Source organism: Neobacillus niacini, from assembly GCF_019749295.1.
GTDB lineage: Bacteria > Bacillota > Bacilli > Bacillales > Cytobacillaceae > Neobacillus > Neobacillus niacini_D.
In genome coordinates this window covers 104971-121933 of sequence record NZ_JACWFG010000015.1, presented here as the reverse complement: position 1 = coordinate 121933, position 16963 = coordinate 104971, and the positions used below count along the sequence as shown (strand labels likewise).

Annotated in this window: 14 protein-coding genes; 1 reads left to right on the top strand and 13 read right to left on the bottom strand. The window is 37.8% G+C overall.

The genetic code is table 11. The features are described 5' to 3' along the window. Positions 1–16: 16 nt before the first annotated feature. The 8 genes from H0184_RS20510 to H0184_RS20475 all read right to left on the bottom strand — a co-directional run bounded on the left by H0184_RS20510 (position 17) and on the right by H0184_RS20475 (position 11619). Positions 17–880 (bottom strand): PhzF family phenazine biosynthesis protein, encoded by an 864-nt coding sequence (locus H0184_RS20510; RefSeq protein WP_221827886.1) that lies wholly within the window; start codon positions 878–880, stop codon positions 17–19. Positions 881–1117: 237 nt separating this feature from the next. Next, positions 1118–1555: a DUF429 domain-containing protein gene (locus H0184_RS20505; protein ID WP_260631697.1), complete on the bottom strand. Its 438-nt coding sequence runs from the start codon at positions 1553–1555 to the stop codon at positions 1118–1120. Positions 1556–1570: 15 nt separating this feature from the next. Continuing rightward, a complete protein-coding gene (locus H0184_RS20500; RefSeq protein ID WP_221827885.1) occupies positions 1571–2863 on the bottom strand; it encodes an ATP-binding protein in 1293 nt (430 codons plus the stop codon). A gap of 21 nt (positions 2864–2884) precedes the next feature. After that, a complete protein-coding gene (locus H0184_RS20495; RefSeq protein WP_221827884.1) occupies positions 2885–4174 on the bottom strand; it encodes a TIGR02679 family protein in 1290 nt (429 codons plus the stop codon). Beyond that, positions 4167–8279 carry a TIGR02680 family protein gene (locus H0184_RS20490; RefSeq protein ID WP_313771805.1) on the bottom strand — a complete coding sequence of 1371 codons (4113 nt, stop codon included), beginning with the start codon at positions 8277–8279 and terminating at the stop codon, positions 4167–4169. The genes H0184_RS20495 and H0184_RS20490 overlap by 8 nt, the downstream gene beginning before the upstream one ends. Beyond that, the gene (locus H0184_RS20485) at positions 8276–9436 is read right to left on the bottom strand and encodes a TIGR02678 family protein (protein ID WP_221827883.1); all 1161 of its coding nucleotides are present in this window, start codon (positions 9434–9436) and stop codon (positions 8276–8278) included. The genes H0184_RS20490 and H0184_RS20485 overlap by 4 nt, the downstream gene beginning before the upstream one ends. Positions 9437–9440: 4 nt before the next feature. Next, positions 9441–10928 carry a TIGR02677 family protein gene (locus H0184_RS20480; protein WP_221827882.1) on the bottom strand — a complete coding sequence of 496 codons (1488 nt, stop codon included), beginning with the start codon at positions 10926–10928 and terminating at the stop codon, positions 9441–9443. 175 nt (positions 10929–11103) lie between these two features. Next, positions 11104–11619, bottom strand: coding sequence for a GNAT family N-acetyltransferase (locus H0184_RS20475; RefSeq protein WP_221827945.1), 516 nt, complete (start codon positions 11617–11619; stop codon positions 11104–11106). A 101-nt stretch (positions 11620–11720) separates the two neighbouring features. Here H0184_RS20475 and H0184_RS20470 point away from each other — a divergent pair, with 101 nt between their 5' ends. After that, positions 11721–12137 (top strand): ribosomal maturation YjgA family protein, encoded by a 417-nt coding sequence (locus H0184_RS20470; protein ID WP_221827881.1) that lies wholly within the window; start codon positions 11721–11723, stop codon positions 12135–12137. 1 nt (position 12138) lies between these two features. Here H0184_RS20470 and H0184_RS20465 read toward each other — a convergent pair whose 3' ends face one another. The 5 genes from H0184_RS20465 to H0184_RS20445 form a co-directional block, all read right to left on the bottom strand. Continuing rightward, positions 12139–13455 carry a coiled-coil domain-containing protein gene (locus tag H0184_RS20465; protein WP_221827880.1) on the bottom strand — a complete coding sequence of 439 codons (1317 nt, stop codon included), beginning with the start codon at positions 13453–13455 and terminating at the stop codon, positions 12139–12141. Further along, positions 13452–14651: a DUF58 domain-containing protein gene (locus H0184_RS20460; RefSeq protein ID WP_221827879.1), complete on the bottom strand. Its 1200-nt coding sequence runs from the start codon at positions 14649–14651 to the stop codon at positions 13452–13454. The genes H0184_RS20465 and H0184_RS20460 overlap by 4 nt, the downstream gene beginning before the upstream one ends. After that, the gene (locus H0184_RS20455; protein WP_396953611.1) at positions 14651–15547 is read right to left on the bottom strand and encodes an AAA family ATPase; all 897 of its coding nucleotides are present in this window, start codon (positions 15545–15547) and stop codon (positions 14651–14653) included. The genes H0184_RS20460 and H0184_RS20455 overlap by 1 nt, the downstream gene beginning before the upstream one ends. Before the next feature lie 807 nt (positions 15548–16354). Further along, on the bottom strand, positions 16355–16597 hold the full coding sequence (locus H0184_RS20450; RefSeq protein WP_221827877.1) for a hypothetical protein: 243 nt from the start codon (positions 16595–16597) through the stop codon (positions 16355–16357). Between the two features lie 167 nt (positions 16598–16764). Continuing rightward, the gene (locus H0184_RS20445; protein ID WP_221827876.1) at positions 16765–16914 is read right to left on the bottom strand and encodes a hypothetical protein; all 150 of its coding nucleotides are present in this window, start codon (positions 16912–16914) and stop codon (positions 16765–16767) included. Positions 16915–16963: the final 49 nt, after the last annotated feature.

The window sequence follows — 16963 nt, the reverse complement described above, 5'->3', positions numbered from 1 at the left end:
TCCCTTCATTTGATTCTTAATACCAATTACCCTCTGAAACTGTAATGACTTGACCTCCGACTTGGAGAGAAAAGTGGTCAACGTCCTTTTTGGCATTTATCTTTAGTAACGATGGTCTCCCAATAAAAGCTCCTTGCTCGACACGATAGCTTATTTCATTGGAATGGAAAAAGTTATGTTTTAATAGATAACCAGCTAAATTTCCATTCGCACTACCTGTTGCCGGATCCTCTAGATACCCCGGTATAGGCATAAATAATCTCACATTTAGATCGTTTTCTGCGCTTTCCGTTTCCGTTGTGAAAACAAGTAAATTAACATCTTTCATATCCTTCAATATGTCTTCATAGGCTTGATGATTAATCTTGCATCGGCTCACAGAATCCAACGAATTCAAAGGGACAATAACACATGGTAATCCAGTTGATACCACTTGTATGGGGAAATCACAATTGACATCTTCTCGCTTTATTTGTAGTGCAGCTACAATTCTATCAATCTCAATATTAGTACCAAATTCAGGTTGGTTTTGGGTCATCCATGCGTATTGATCTTCAAAAACAACTGGTATTTGCCCAACTAATAAATTTAATTTAATCTCATTACTTTCTGACTGATTTAATAAGTTTTTGATGACATAGGCTGTTCCGAGTGTAGGATGTCCGGCAAACGGTAATTCAGAATCAGGTGAGAAAATTTTAACATCATATCCTCCATTATTCTGTAAACCTGACATAATAAAGGTTGTTTCCGAAAAGTTCATTTCTCGTGCGATTTTTTGCATTTCGGTTGTCTCAATATTTCTATCGGGAATAAATACAGCTAAAGGATTTCCCTCATATTTGTTTTCTGCAAACACATCTACAATATAATACTTCACCTTAATTCCTCCTTAGAATTGATTAACAACAATAGTCATATGGATGAAGCGGAGGATTTGCTGGAAGATGCCATTTTGGTTCATATAATGGGTCCTTCCAGTGCCAAGCCCCTAGTGCTGCAGCACATGCATCAATCATATGACTTTCTTAAGCAATATTTAAGGGGAGCTTCTTTACATGCTGCTCCCCTAGCCAATTTCTTATAAAACTTCTAGAAGACATTTCTTGTTTATACCTTAATACATATTCCATATCGCGATTCTTGAACCTATAACCGCTCCAGGATGCACTTCCACAATGGATATAGGGTTTTTACTCGTAAGATTTTCTATCTCCCTGGTAAGCTTAATACCTCTCAAGGTTAAGTAGACCATTCGGTTAAATGTAGGCGGCATGATGGAACCAGATTTCATCCCTATGGAAACAATAAACTGCCTCAGTTGTTTATCACCTAGTCTATCTCCCCCGCCATCCTGATATGACAAGGGAGCGTCCATACCAATAACCACCTCATCTAGTTGACTTTGTGCGTGAATTTCCTCTATAATCTCAAAATCCCCAATATTTCTCCTTAGGTTATCAAACGTTAATTCTCCATCTTGCTTTTCAAAGACCTCCATAACTGTATCCTTATGATTGCTTGGCCCAGATAAATCAATACCTATTACTCTCATAAACAATCTCGCCTTCTAATCGTCTGAGAATCTAGAAAAACCAATAGAGGATTCCGCAAGCTCCCTGTCCCATGCTTGTTTTTGCTGTTTATGCTGCAAAGCCTTCAAGTCCGTACATAAACGGGCAATATCAACCTTCTGTTCGTAATGCCATTCAAGGGCAATGGAAGTGTACAGCTCGTTAAGTTGGGCATAAGAGAAATCCTTAGTAGAATCGACTACATTTTGGATTTGTTCCTCTGAAAGAATTCTAGATATATTTTTCTTAACTAAATACTGATAGCGAAGCTCCTTCGTCGGCACTTTGATCTCATATGCACGATCAAAGCGTCCAGAACGATTCATCAACGCAGGGTCGATTTTTTCAGGATAATTTGTGGTCCCGATGATGAAGATTCCCTCTTTTGAAGTAGCACCGTCTAGTACGTTTAGAAAAACCGAGCGAACACTTGAGGGCATCGAGTCGATATCCTCAATCACCAACACCAATGGCGTTAGTTTTAATACTGATTTAAATACCTCTTTAATCGTATAGCTGGACGTGAATTCTGTGATTTGCCAATATGCCACCGGAGCATTGATACTGCTGGCAATGGATTTAACTAGCGTTGTCTTCCCGTTCCCAGGTTTACCGTAAAGAAGAATCCCACGTTTGTACGGAATGTCGTATAGCTTGAAAAACTCGCTGCTTTCAGAGAAGAACTCATCAATTGAGCGATAGATTTCTCGTTTTAGCGATTCTTCTAAAAAGACATCCTCGCGGCTTACCAATGTGGTAATGCTATCAATCTCTGTTTCCACGCCGTCTTCTGTATCGGTGAAAATGGTCACGTAGTTTTTAATATAGTCACGCTTTCTTTTTAATACATATTTAAGAAAAGAAACCAAACAAGCGTCATTTTTTGCAAAAATTAAATCACGCGTAGCTTCGCCATCACTTTGATAAATTTTCAACTTTGCAAGGGCAACCTGATAATTCGGATAATAATAAAGTCCATTCTCAATTCTTGGCTTAACAATTAACTCCATTGTTTTATCGGTATGGTTAGATGAAATGGTTTTTGTCTCGCCTTCTTTGTAAATATGAGAAATCAATTGGATTTCAGAGGATACCTCTTTCAAGTCTTCCTCAAGAATATTCCAAATTTCATTTGAAGTATCTTCATCTGAATATAGGAAAAAGTCGATTCCTACTTCTTCCATTAGCTTCTCTTGAAGCGTAGATACGATTTTGCCATAGTCAAAATAATACGGAAAAGACTTTCTTTCTATCACTTTTGTGTCAAATAGGACATGATTACTGTTCATTGAACTCTCCTTATTTTTGGACTACTTTTTAAACGCCTCTTTTATATCTTCAATAAGGTCATGCACTAGACCTTCTTGATACCCCGCCATTTTTATATTTTTTACCGCATTAACCACATCGATCAGCTCTGCTGATGATATAGAATCCATTTTTGTAATCCTGCTAGAAATATCTTCATCAGAGATTGTTTTTTCATAAGACGCTTTATCCATTCGCCAACAGGTAACCTGGTCGTTATATCGATCTTTTAGACGTTGCGCCATGGATATCCCCTCGGGGTCGATATCTCCTGAATAGAAGAGCTGGCAGCCTGATTCTATTAAAAAATCAAGCATAATCCAGCTGGCTGCTCTAAATTGTCCGTGAGTGCAAATGACAGGAGCATTAGCGACTTCATCAACAATAGTAGAACAAACACTCGAATTCTCTACAATCCACACTTTTTTACCATGGTTTGGCCATATACGTGTTATTTTCAGTAATTCTTTTATAGGCACATTCAAAACGGTGTCTGTATTAGCAGCAGCTTGCCAAACTGGATGAACTCCTGTTTCCCATTCCGCAAGTAAACCACGGCATGAAACAAAACTCCATAAATCGTCCCTCATCAGCCCATATCTGCTAAGTAAATCATTAAGTTCTTCTGTTGTTTTTGGCATACCTGAATCACGCATTCCATTCAGTTGTTGATCAACCTGCATACAATAACTGAGCAATCTTCCAGGTAATTGATTAGTATCGAAGAAATGCGGGTTTCCGGTTATCCTCTGTGAAAATAATGGCAATCGCTCGTACTTACTATTTTTACAAGGAAGATTTTGAAATGCTTTGAAAACAACATGTAATTTTTCCATTAACTCTTCTGAATTCTGCCGATAAAGAGCCCAGATCCAACGGGAATCTGAAGGCTTAGACTGAATCCAATCCCACCACCAGCTTCCCTCCGGATAGGTTAAACGTAAATCTTCAAAAAATATCTTTTCTTTCTCTTCCTCCAAACTGCTTTCTTCCAACTTTGTGATGATTGTTTCCTCTAAAACTTCCTCAAGCAGTTGAATAAGTGTATAGTCAGCAAACCCAGTCTGTGATAGTTCTTTTTCAAAGGCGACTAAAGCAACGGTTCCCTTTTGAAGAAGTACATCAACAGACTGACCTAAAAAACCTGCTATCGAATCTACTTCTGTATTTGAAAAGGATTTGATACTAACAGTACCGCCAATTCTGCCGAGAGATCGGTATTTTTCTTTGAAAAGGGAAAATAACTTTAAAAATCCAGGCTCCTCCCTAAACACCTGCACTCTCTCATTCATTGGTTACCAGCTCCTCAGCAGGTTCTTCATCAAACACAAAATTTCGTTGTTTCCCGTCCCATTGATAGCGAATAACGGTTACAAAGTCAGCATTCTTTGGTCGGACTAGTTCACAAATGGAAAGACTTGAAATGGTATCATAGTCCCCCCATAATGCTTGTGAATTCATAATATAATTAAAGCCAAGCTGTTCTACAACTTCAAACATATCGCGGATATTATTCTCATCTACTCCAGCAAATGCTTCATCGAGCGAAATAATATACGGCGCCATTGTACCTGCTTCTTTATATCGTGAATATGCCGCTGTAAATAGCGGAATGTACATAGCCATTGCCTTCTCACCACCGCTAAATTTAAAGAAGGCATTGTTTGTCAGTTCTCGTTTCGGTTCATTTACACGCCTGAACGAAAGAACAAAGGTGAACCATTTCCGATAATCCAACACTTCCTTTAACACTTGATGGAGTGTGGAACCTTCATTTCGTAACAAAATCAATTCCTTGGCTTTAGCGATTCTTGACTGAAAATGTTTGGTGATTGAGTTTAAATCATCCTCATTTAAAAATTTACTATTTCGTTGAAGGAGTTTTACTAAATCTTCCGTATCGAGTTCTTGTTCCGATTCAGCCGTTAATGGTTTCCAGGCAATCGAGAAGGTTAGACCAGATGAATTATCACGACTCTTCATGATTTTGTCCATCTCGCTCACCCATTTTTCAGCACGCTTGATTCGGTTCCTTAAGATGACCCCAACCGTATTGACGATAATATCTTCATAAAGTTGTCGATCTTGTTCGTCGAGCCAGCCCTTTTGGTCTTCTAGCTCTTTTTCTAATGAATTGTACACAAAATAAGGGCTTACTCGCTGGCCTTTATATTCCATCAATATCAAACGGCGGCTTTTGAGCTGATTCCATTCATTCATAAATGGTTCATAATAATCGCCCCATTCTTTAGAAAACCACTCAGGAACCTCTGTATCATCTGGGTATTCAAACATCCTGTACTCGGTTAAATATACCTGTTCATTAATAAATGCCTTTGTCAGCTGTTCATTTAACTTGGAACGATCTACCTTTCCTAAAACGGATTCCAGCTGCTTTAGAATTTTAGAAGGATCAATCTCATCGACTTCTACAAAACCACGGGTAATTTCTTCTCTGACCATTGCTTCCCATTCGCCCGCTATATTTTCCCAGAATTCAGCACTCGTTTTTGCCGTTACTAATTCTTTTTGACAACTCTCTTGTTTCGCTCTTTTTGTTGGGATGGTTTCAAGAAGATACGTGATTCCCTGTTCTGTTTCTTCCAGCTCTTGTTGCACCTGCTGGATACGAAGTCGTACTTCATCAATCCCTTTCAATTTCAATTGTTGCTCAATGGACTCAATTTCAGCTTTTTCTTTACGCAGCTGTGAATCCTTGATATTTTGATCTCCCTTTAGTTCATCCATTTCAATTTCCATATCAGATATCCGATGATGCAGATCCTCAATTCTTTGTCTAGCGAATAAACACTTTTGAAATAAATCCTTGAAGCGATAGACATGCTCACGATAGTTTATGCCAGCAATGACTGCAGCCCCTAAGACTTCTTTTGTTAAGGATATATTTAGGTGACTTCCCTCCTGATGGAGTTGAAGTTTAATAGCTTGGTGCTGTCCCAGTATCTTTTTCCACTGTTCATCTAACTGTAGCAGTACTTTTTTTTGCTCCTCCAATTGATGACCGTTTTTTTCAATCTGAACGTTCAATTCACTTAGTTCCTGGTCTGATGGCAAGATCTGCTTCCATTCCTCAGCATTCTTGAGATTCTCCTCGAACTGACGTAATTGACGTGTAAGATCTTCTAGTTGGAATTGGAGTTGCTCCAGCAATTCCTCGCATTCTTGGATTTTCTCCTGCTGATATCGCTTACGGGAAGAGCGACCGATAAACTTTGATGGTCCTTCGTTCGGAGCATGTCCGACTAAACAACCTAGAGAGTATGAACCATCCACATCCACATGAAACCCTGAACCTACTTGTTCAAGAGAAATACTTCGTAATACTTCATCAACCAGTTTATTTGAGACGGGACTGTCATCTTCTAAATCTGGACGCAAATAATCTGCTAATGTATAACCAAGTAATTGTGGATCCGGTCTAAAGACTCGATCATGGGTTGGTGAAATTGATTTTTCGGTAATCAAGCTATCCAATATTCCCGTTTGCTTTAAAGCGGACTCAACTCGTTCTTTCTGCTCATCTGTCACGTGGTCTTGGAATTCAACCGCCGCATAAAATGGAATAAAGTTTTGCCCTTCTTCCTTTAACTGTCCGCGGAATGCCTCTGTATCCTTCGCACGATCAGGATTAGGCATTTTCAGCGTCTTCCAGTGTTGGAGTTCTGCCTTTGCCTCTTCCAATTCCTGTTTTTTACCTTCGATAGAGCTTTCCATTAAGTTTTTCTTCGTCCGTATATCCGTAATGTATTCATTAATGGCTGCAACGAGGGATTCACGCACCTGGTCGTAACGATTCTCTTCGTACAATCCTTCAATTGATCGAGCGATTTCTTGGAGACTTTCATTTGAAAAAATAAGCTTTGGATGCTGTTCGATCCAAGTGAAAACTAGATGTTCCAACTTTTGCTTTTCTTCTGTAAACCATGCTCCTAAATGATCAAGATTCTTTCTTAATTCATCTACTTCTTTCTTTTTATCAGAGGATTGCCGCTGCAAACGGTTATGTTCTTCTAACAGGCGACATTCCTCATCAGCTAAACTTTTTAAACGGGCTAGTAATAGTTCATGAGCTCCAATTTCCTGGATCCATACCGAAAAATCAAACTCTTCGTTCTGATGTCGTTCGAAATCATGGACATTTACCTCATGCTGAGAGAAAGCTGCTTCTTCCGCATCAAATTGAAGCTCCTCACGCAAGTCTTCCATATCACTTTCATGCTGGCTAATCTCGTCTTGATTTTGCTCACGTTCCTGCCATAGAAGTTTGTACTTACCATTTTTGGTATCCCATTTTTGTTGTAATGAGCTAATTTCACCAATTAATTTCTTTGTGTTGTCAATTTTCTTTCTCTTTTCCTCTTCAAGACTCCAGACCTCGTGTTTTTCAAGTCGCTTTCTGTCCTCTATGGCCACTTCCTTTTGCTGGAAATAGTCCTGCTTCTGTCTTTCATGCTGTTGAATCTCCAGGACCAATGCCTCTTCTTCAGCAGTTAATCCTTTTACTAAATGGTCAGCCTCCGTATATCTTTTTAAGGCATTCTGCCACTTCGCAGTACGTTCAGCCAAAATAAATTCATTGTAAGAATGGTATTGATTGACCAGTCTATTACTAGATGCAAATTCTCGCTCTAACTGTTCAAGCTGCTGCTGAGTTTGATCCATACTTTCAATCGTATCCGAAAGATGTCTTAGTTCATCGTCGGTCAAGGGTGGCAAGGCCGATTCCAATATTTCATAAATAACAGTTGGTTTAAAATCCTTGGAGAGTTTAGGACTCCGTAATTGGATGAGCAACTTGATCAAATCTTCATAAGCTTCACTTGATTGAAAGCCAAAAATATATTTATTGACGAGCTCCATGTATTCTCGCTGTGAATGAACGACATATCCTCCATCACCAATGCGATTTTCCAACTCTTTTGCAGAAAAAGGAACTCGGTCTCCCAACTGGGAATGTGCTAATTCAAAATCATGTTGTATTCTTCGATTATCGGTAAGGATAAAATACCAGGATTTGATCCCTTTATTTCTCTTCGCCTGCATACCAATTCCAGTTGTAATATAGCGATCTACTCCTGCTTTTTTGTATTCAATAAAAAGATAACCCGTTCGCTCATCACGATCGACTACCTCTTTTTCCCCAAGCAGATAATCTTCCATTCTACGAGCTTTTGATCCAAATGGATCAAGGCGATCAGGAGACTTTTTTCCATCTAGTAACACCGGCAGAAAGCTCTGCATCGTAACCGATTTTCCCGAGCCATTTGTCCCCCTTAGAAGAAGTTTTCCATCTGAAAAATGAAAAATTTCATCATCGTAATACCAGAAATTTAATAACCCTGCCCGATTCATCACCCAATTTGACTCTGTCATCATTCATTTCCTCCTGTTTGAAAATCGCCAGGATATTCACCCGTCATGACTCCGATTAACGATTTTATACGAATAATAAAAGTATCCTTATCCACTTCCACCATCATCCAATCTTTCATGGCACGAAGCAGCTCTAGTCGAATTCCACTCGTACTCATATCCCGAAAATACTTTGCCCATCCTAACCCATATTGCTCGCGCAAATCATCGATTACTTGTTCAAATTCTCCTTCTGTCATCAGCATTTCCCCATTTTCATTCGCTTTAAATCGCTCAGGCTGCCCATGAAGATATTTTGATAGCTGAAGAATGATATCTGTTGATGCCTTGGAATTAGGAAAAACTTGTTGATATTGCTTTGGCTCTGCTATCGATAAAAAAGCAGTATTTTTATAGACATGAAGCTTGTAATCACTATGCTTTTCAATATCTTCTGCTAAGCGGTTGCGATAGTTTCGTATATAGAGAAAGTCAGGATCTTGCTGATCTTTTCTGTGTAATCCAGGTGAAAAGAATAGTTTACGGTATACCCTTTTCCGTCGTTCATCCTCTTGAGTCAATTTCCAATCTTCTTTCAGTAATTCACTCCAATGGTGATAACTGGAGAAATCTTCAGGATAGGTTCTCATGAAGTAACGGCTATAAGTGGTAGCTTCATACAAAACCTCAGAATCTGCATTTTGGTCAAAACGTCCAATATCCCCATCAATTGTTTTAATTAGCTGAAATTCCATTAACACTTTCACAGCCCGAACTAATGATTTCCTGTGGGTATACAATGTCCAATCAAGTGGAAAATCTCCTGGATAATCAGCTTGAATCTCCTGACATAGGTCTGAGAGCAGGAACTGTTCCTCTACCGCTTTCCCCTCTAAAAATGACAACGCGCAGCAAAAAATCGCATAGTCCATCGGTTCATGAAAATCTTGAATTCCCATCCATGCCTCAGGCTCCACCGGTATTTTTTCTAGTTTAATAAAATGTTGGTGGACGATTAGACGCAAGCCAAACTTTTCATCCATATACCTGCGCAGTACTTTTTCTCTTTCACGGATCAATTGATACCATTCAGGTTGTTCAGCCCGCAAAATCCAATAATGATGAAACAATATGTCCATCCCCTGGATCGCTTTTTCATCGAATAGTTGTATTTGTTCCATTTAATCACCTCTGTTCTTCAAACACGAATGTAGCGTCCGGCATGAATAAATCTCCATCTTCCGCTTTTAATAGGACGGTGTGTTCTTCAACAATCATGACCTTTACATGTAGCCCGTAATCGGTTTTTACAACACGATTTTTGCTCGCCATGGATTTTCCTATCCAGCTTAATAAAACCTTCCGGATGAACGGTTCAACTGATGATAAAGTAGAGATCGTAATTCTGCCTTGGTTCATATACTTTTCTATTAATTTTTTCTCATGTTCTCGTTCTCTTAAATATTGCTCCCGCTGTTCTTTTTTCTTTTGCTCATTTGAGTTAAAAGAACCTGGCTTTGTTTTTTCACGGTAGCGCACCGTTCTTGGTTTGATAGTTAGTTCTGTTGGCGCCTCATCCCATGTATCAACGTGCAGATTTTCAGTAGTAGCTTCTTCCAGCTGGAGATGTTGAATGGTCATGGAACCAAATACTACAGCGGATAGTTTATGTGCTTCTTCATTATCCCTGCATTCCTCAAACCATTTGGACAATTGCAGGTAGTCTTTTTTTCGACTACGAAAATGCTGTTGTCTTTCACCTATTCGCTGCACGTATCTTGTCATTCTACGAATCATTTCGTTTGTTTGCCATTGAAGAATCTCAAGTTCACTTTGCTGGACAGCTGAGCCTAAAAACCACTGCCGTAAGGAGAACCAATACTCCTCATATTCAGTAAGCCAGTCAACAACGGAAGATGACACATCTTCAAGACGGGGAATGGATCCGCGATGCTCGATTAATTTTTGAAAATACTTGCTCAATCGTTCAGAAGTTAATTCCGTTAATAAATGTTTGATTTGCAAAGATGTTTTTTGCAAGGATACGATAAAATCTCGTAGATAAGTTGTAAACTGATTCTTATAGACTAGAAATGCTTCCGTCTGCATACGTTGATCAGTTTGTTCGCTATTTATATAGGCAATATAATCGGCAGTACTCGTACGTATTGTTTGGAAATAGCGAAAAACATCTTCCCAAATCCGTATATATTCTTCTGTTGATTTGTTTAAGTCATGATTCAGTTCATTTTGAAGGGTGGTTAACGCTTGGTACAGCCGATCAAACTGGGAACGTTCCAGCGACCCTTGGAATGAATCACCTAATTTTTCCAGATTAACAATCATTCTCTCAATTTCAACTGTATAGGGTGTGCATTGATAGCGGAATCGTTTTTTCTTATATTCTTCTATCGTTTTCGCATTGGTCATGTCTTGTCTTGCTATTAGATTATTCCATTTTACTAACTGTGCTAGTTGTTGATGAAGCTGTTCCTCTTGGTAATCAGCGAATGTAGGAATGGAACGCATGTATTCCAATAACTCTTCTGGTGCAATAAAATCTCTCATTCTTTCGTGTTGGTGATAGAAATATCGTAGAATAGTACGATAGTGTGCAGCAGAATCAGCTGTTAGATAGCTTGTCTCAACTATTTTTTTCATCGTTGAATCCAAAGGTCATCATCCTTATATTTGTCTAGTATAACTATTGTATATTATTGATTTTAGCATTAAAATGTAAAAAATATACTATTATAGAATATATGCTTCTTTCCCGACTAAACAAAATGATCCTTGGATAGTTTTTTATCCAAGGATCAAAATCTTCTTATAAGAATTCCATTTATAATTAATGTAAAATATTGTAATAAATAACAGTAGTTTCAAGTTTTCCTTCACCAGAAAGGGCAAAGTTAGGGACTTTCCCAGCCTGAATATAGCCAAGTGATTGATATAGAAGATTGGATGGGTCCCCTTCTCTTGTATCAAGTACGAGTAAATTCCTTCCTTCCTTAATCGCTCTTTCTTCCGCTGTGTTCATTAAGAAACGCGCAACCCCTTTACGTCTAGCATTAGGGCTTGTCATCAATTTTGCAATTTCAGCTCGATGAAGTCCATTCTGCTTGGTACATAAATGAAGTTGGATGGTACCAACGATCTCATTATCTATTTTAGCAACATATAAAATAACATTGGGATTTAATACAGTTTGCCAATAATGTTTCGCATCTGGTAGCTTCATAGGGGGTAAAAAGCCAATTGAGGCTCCATCATCTACCACCTTTACTAAAAGTTCAGAGAGTGGGACTATATAAGCCTCAATAGATTCAAGTTCTTCAATGTTCAACACTCTAAACACCTCCATTAGAAAAATGGGTAGATTCATTCAAATAGTATATAGTGCTTGTTTACTCAAAAATAGTGTTAATATAATGAAGATTATACTTTGGAAAATAGGAGTTGCCAATGATTTTTAATTATGAATCTAAAAATCAACTGAGGAAAATGTATTTTGGAGCTGTTGTTCTCACTATTTTGCTGGGACTAGCCTCTAGAAAATACAGCCATTTATTATTCTCCTTTTTTGCAGAAAATGCGGGTGATGCTCTATGGGCAATGATGGTCTACTTTGGATTTCGTTTCTTATTGGTGAATAAAAGTATGATAACTGCCTTCCTTCTTAGTTTTCTGTTCAGCTTCGGTATCGAATTCAGTCAGCTGTATCAAGCAAATTGGATGAATCAGATTCGGGGAACGCTGGTGGGAGCATTGATATTAGGCAAAGGTTTTCTTCATGTGGATTTAATTCGATATTCAACAGGAATTGTCATTGCCTATAGCTTAGATTGTTTAGTAAGCATAAAAAAACAGAAGAACAAATAATTCAATGTTCTTCTGTTCTGGATTTAAACTTCTTCATAATATTTTTAACACGGGAGGCAGATTCGATTTTACCCTCCTCTAAAAGCACTTTATGAATCTGTTTTAGCTCTGTTTTCTTTTTATCTATATTTTTTAAAAGTAATTTATACTCTTCATCGGATTCAATTTGATTTCCGTATCGAACTCTTTCGTAGACAGATTGGATTAACTCGTCCTCATTCACACCTACTCTCCTGAACCATTCCCCAATCGTTTCAGATGAATTTCTTCTTAGCTGCAGCTTTTCCGCTAGTTTTTCGAGGCGGTAAATTTCTTTTCGGACGCGATAGGAAGGCTGTTCTCCAATCTTTTTATTCTTGGAAGAACTCGTTCTCTTTTCTTCTTCATCAAAAGATGATGTAGTGTAAAAACCATGTTCAGTAGAATTTAAAACCTCTGTACTTCCCTGGAATTTTTTGTAAAGAAAAATAAATAATAAAATACAAAGTATCATGAACCCTGCAATGTACAAGAAAGTAAAATCCATATCCAACTTTGCAGCCAATGTAGATTGATCTTGAATGAAACCAGTATTCTCAGAATTATCTGGAGTCTGTTCATTTTGATTTTGAGAGAATGGATTCAGTTCTCCAGTCAACTCATAATTTCCAGCCCAATTAAACAAGGGAGACATAAAAAAGGATGCTGCAAATACAGCGATTTTTAGGATTGTTACAACCACCCATTTAAAGACATCCTTCAAGGCAGCTAGCAGCAGACTTATTGTAACCATTATACCCAATAACCAAAGGAAATTTTTTAGCAGGAGACTTTTTAGCACTTTGTTCCCCGTCACTGAAAGCCAGTTAATCAAGAATCCTCCAATAATAATAAAAGCAAGGGTAAGTGTTAACATAATCAACAAAGTATTTTGGTCAGGATAATCCTGCATATAAGCGAAAATGAGTAGGGTGAAGCCTAAGAATACAGTCAAAAACAAGCAAGGTCCTGTTTGCACACTATCATATTCGCTATTCATGACAGTCGTTCTCCAATAGATCAATATCGATAATACGATAACAAACATAATTGGTAAATCAACCAATAAACCGCTAACTATCAACAATGGTAAGACAATGACAAAATATAACAATCTGCTCTTCTCCTGGTAGGTATGCATCAGGAAAATAAATAGATAGGTTGACGGAATGGCCAACACAAGAAAAAATAGGAAAGGTATTTCTTGTCCTTGAAATGTAAAATAAAAAGCGATGACAAGGCTAGCTAAAAAAATTTCAATGGTTTTATAATAAACCATATACAAAACATTACTTTTCATGAAATCATCCCCCTTTTTGGGGAAAATGATTTCTTTACAATGGAAGCACTTTGTTCATTTACCATGAGTTCGTAAATACTTGTACCTTTTTCGGCAATCTTCCTCAATATATCCCTTTTTTCAGGAGCGTATTGACCAGCTAGCAGAAAAAACGGCTGCGATTCTAAATGACTTGCATAGTAGGCGAGCATTTTTTCAAAAGGATAAACAGAGGTATGCACATCAATAAGAGCGATGGCTTCCAGAACCTTTTGTAAATGCTCTTTGCCAGTCCCTGGCATTATATAGTAAAAAGGTGTAGTACCTGCGTGACGAATATTAATACAAACGGAGAATGGGATATTCTGTTTTACATAGAAATAGGCAAGATCAGCAACTCCACTTAAAATTTCTTCGAGATGATCGGTTATAAAAGAGTCATCGCCAATATTGATCGCAATATTCCACCCATTTTCTGTCACTTTATCATAGAGCTTCGTTTGCAGCGATTGTCTGCGCGCACTTGCCTTCCAATGAATTCTATTAAAACTGTCACTATAGTGGTATTCTCGTGTTCCTACAGGTGAAAGTGTGTCCTCAAAAAGAGAGAGTGAAACAGGTGATTCGCCTTGCTTGCTGGTAAGTAGTGATTGTTTATTGTGTACGTTCAATGTTTTCGGATAAACAAGTGCTTCTTGCATCGAATGGAAATTTTTCTCTAATATAGTTTCACCTAAACCAAAGAAGTGTGGAATCATTAACTCTATTTTACTTATTCTGGAGGTCCCTCTCTTTTCAGCTGTAAATGGGATAGTCACACTCATTTTTTGCTTATAGCTGATTGAAAATGGGACGGTAACCTCATAGATGGAAGACTTCTTATTGGCAAGTTGATCATGTGGTGTTACAGAATCATGAAAGGAAACACTCAACCTCGCCTTCATAATGGGAACACCTTTATTATGGAAATCGAGTACCCATTCACCCTCCTCACCTGGAAAATACTTCTCTCTTACTTTCTTATTATCAAATAGTAACCCCTCTCCCACCTTTAACTTATATAGATGATTGAAGGAAAGAAGCATAACAATAAAGACGCCAACAAAAAAAGCCAGCCAGGATTGGAAGAAAAAAGAAGCAATGCATATAAAGAATGCAAACGCTCCTGTTATTGGCAGATAGTTGTTCTCAACACTATATTTTTTCCATTGCATCATCAATACGTACCCAACTCTACAGGTACAGGGACTGCTTCCAATACTTCCCTAAGTACACGTTCAGGAGACCTTGTAAACGAGGCTTCGGTTGATAATATAATTCTATGACCTAACACATAGGGGACCATCTTTTTGATGTCTTCAGGAATCACATATTCTCTTTTTTCTAAAAAAGCTTGGCCTTGTGCTGCTTTCATCAACGCCAACGCACCCCGTGGACTTACACCTAAATCAATTTCAGGATGCTGTCTGGTCTCTCTTACGATATGGAGCAAATAGGATTCAACTGTATCATTGATTTTGATTTGTTGAACCAGCGCCTTCACTTTTTTAATTTCTTCATGAGTTAAAACAGCATTGGTTTTAAGACTGCCCCCAATCCCTCGTGCTTGCTTTAATATTTCTTTTTCACTTTCAAGGCTGGGATATTCCATCGACAATTTCATAAAGAAACGGTCCATTTGGGCGACTGGAAGTGAGAAGGTTCCTTGCTGTGCTTCAACCGGATTCTGGGTAGCAATAACCATAAATGGGTCATCAACTTTGACACTGATTCCATCAATCGTCACTTGTCTCTCCTCCATGACTTCAAGTAAACTGGATTGTGTCCTTGGTGTAGCACGATTAATCTCATCTGCAAGCACAATATTGGCAACGATAGGACCGGTTCGAAGTTCAAACTCCTTTATTTTAGGGTTGAAAAATTGAATTCCCGTTACATCACTCGGCAGAACGTCTGGGGTAAATTGAATTCTTGAGAAGATTCCATTAATACTGCTGGCAAATGATTTAGCAAGCATGGTTTTACCAGTACCCGGTACACTTTCTAGCAATATATGTCCATTAAATAGGAGAGATATAGTAAGAAGTTCAACCTCCCGATCCATACCCACCATAACCTTTGAAATTTCTGACTTTACCCTATTTATATAATCCAACGTTCCTCACCTGCTACCTTCATAATGTTTGAATGAACATTCATTTTTATTGTAAAAAAATAAACAGTTATATTTTACTATAATCTATTCTTTTAATTTTGAAAATATTTAAATACATCAACTATTTTTTCTTTAAGAATGGCTCTGTTATTATTCATTGTTGATTTTCGTGTAGGGTTGAGAATTCATAGACGGAGAATTTCCGTCTATTGTTTATAAAGGAACCTAAGAGCAGATATAAGCGGAGATATTCCGCTTAACTGCTCTAATTAAGACAAATTATAAGGAAATAGATACAATAAGCGGAAAAACTCCGTCTGTTTTTAGAAAATATGATTATTTCCCAATTTAAACGGTAATTCTCCGCTTATTTTCCCAACATAGTGCAATCATCATTCAGTTTTAATAGAGCCATAAGAATAAGAAAGCGAACTCATGTATAGAGTCCGCCACATTGGATTCATCCATAGCTTATTGACATACGCCTAACGGGTTTCCATCTGGATTATAAAAGGTAAAAAACTAGTATTGCCGTCTCCTCCAATAGGACCTACTTCTACGAAAGGCTAGGATCTTTTACCGGAATAAAGACACCTACCATCCCCTTTAACAGTGGTTTTGTCATAAGGTTTCCTCCTTACATATGGATCATAACTATTATACTTCGATAAAATTAGATAGAACCCTTTTATAAAGTATATCTTCCTTTCTATTAGATATGTGCGCAAAAAAATAGGCTGCCGCAGCAACCTTAACTTCATTTTCTTAAGCGTATTTTATGCCTGCAAGCTTGATGTTATTACTATCACTAGATCCGCAAGGTGTTACGGCATATGTCATTTCGCATTTTGGGCAATTCATAATGACTGTTTCTAATGAAAAGATTTCACCACACTCACAGTGAATCTCATGCGCCACTGTTGGTGCTAGTTTCTCTTTCCCTTTGCTTTTAACATGATCAACGATATCTTTTCCATCTTTAATATGTGATGAACAACCACAGCTCATATTGTAACCTCCAAGGATGTATAGATTATAGTACTTAGTAAATTAACAATAACATAGATATATGGACTACAATCCTTCTAAAATCAAACAGATTATGAATTTTATCAATCTCAGAATAAAAAAAGAAGACTTCTAAATTAGATGTCTTCTTTGGAATGTAATGTAATTTAATGTACTCGTATCATTTCAAATATATCTTCATCATGATGAACTCTTGTATGCTTGGATTCAATCCGCTCAAACTCTTCTATCTCTTCATTATACATTGACTCGCCAAACCACCAGTTTTTGAATTCAAGAAATAATTCTGTCAGCATCTTGATTTCCTCCAGTTACGGTTAATGAACTGCTTACACTCATATTATA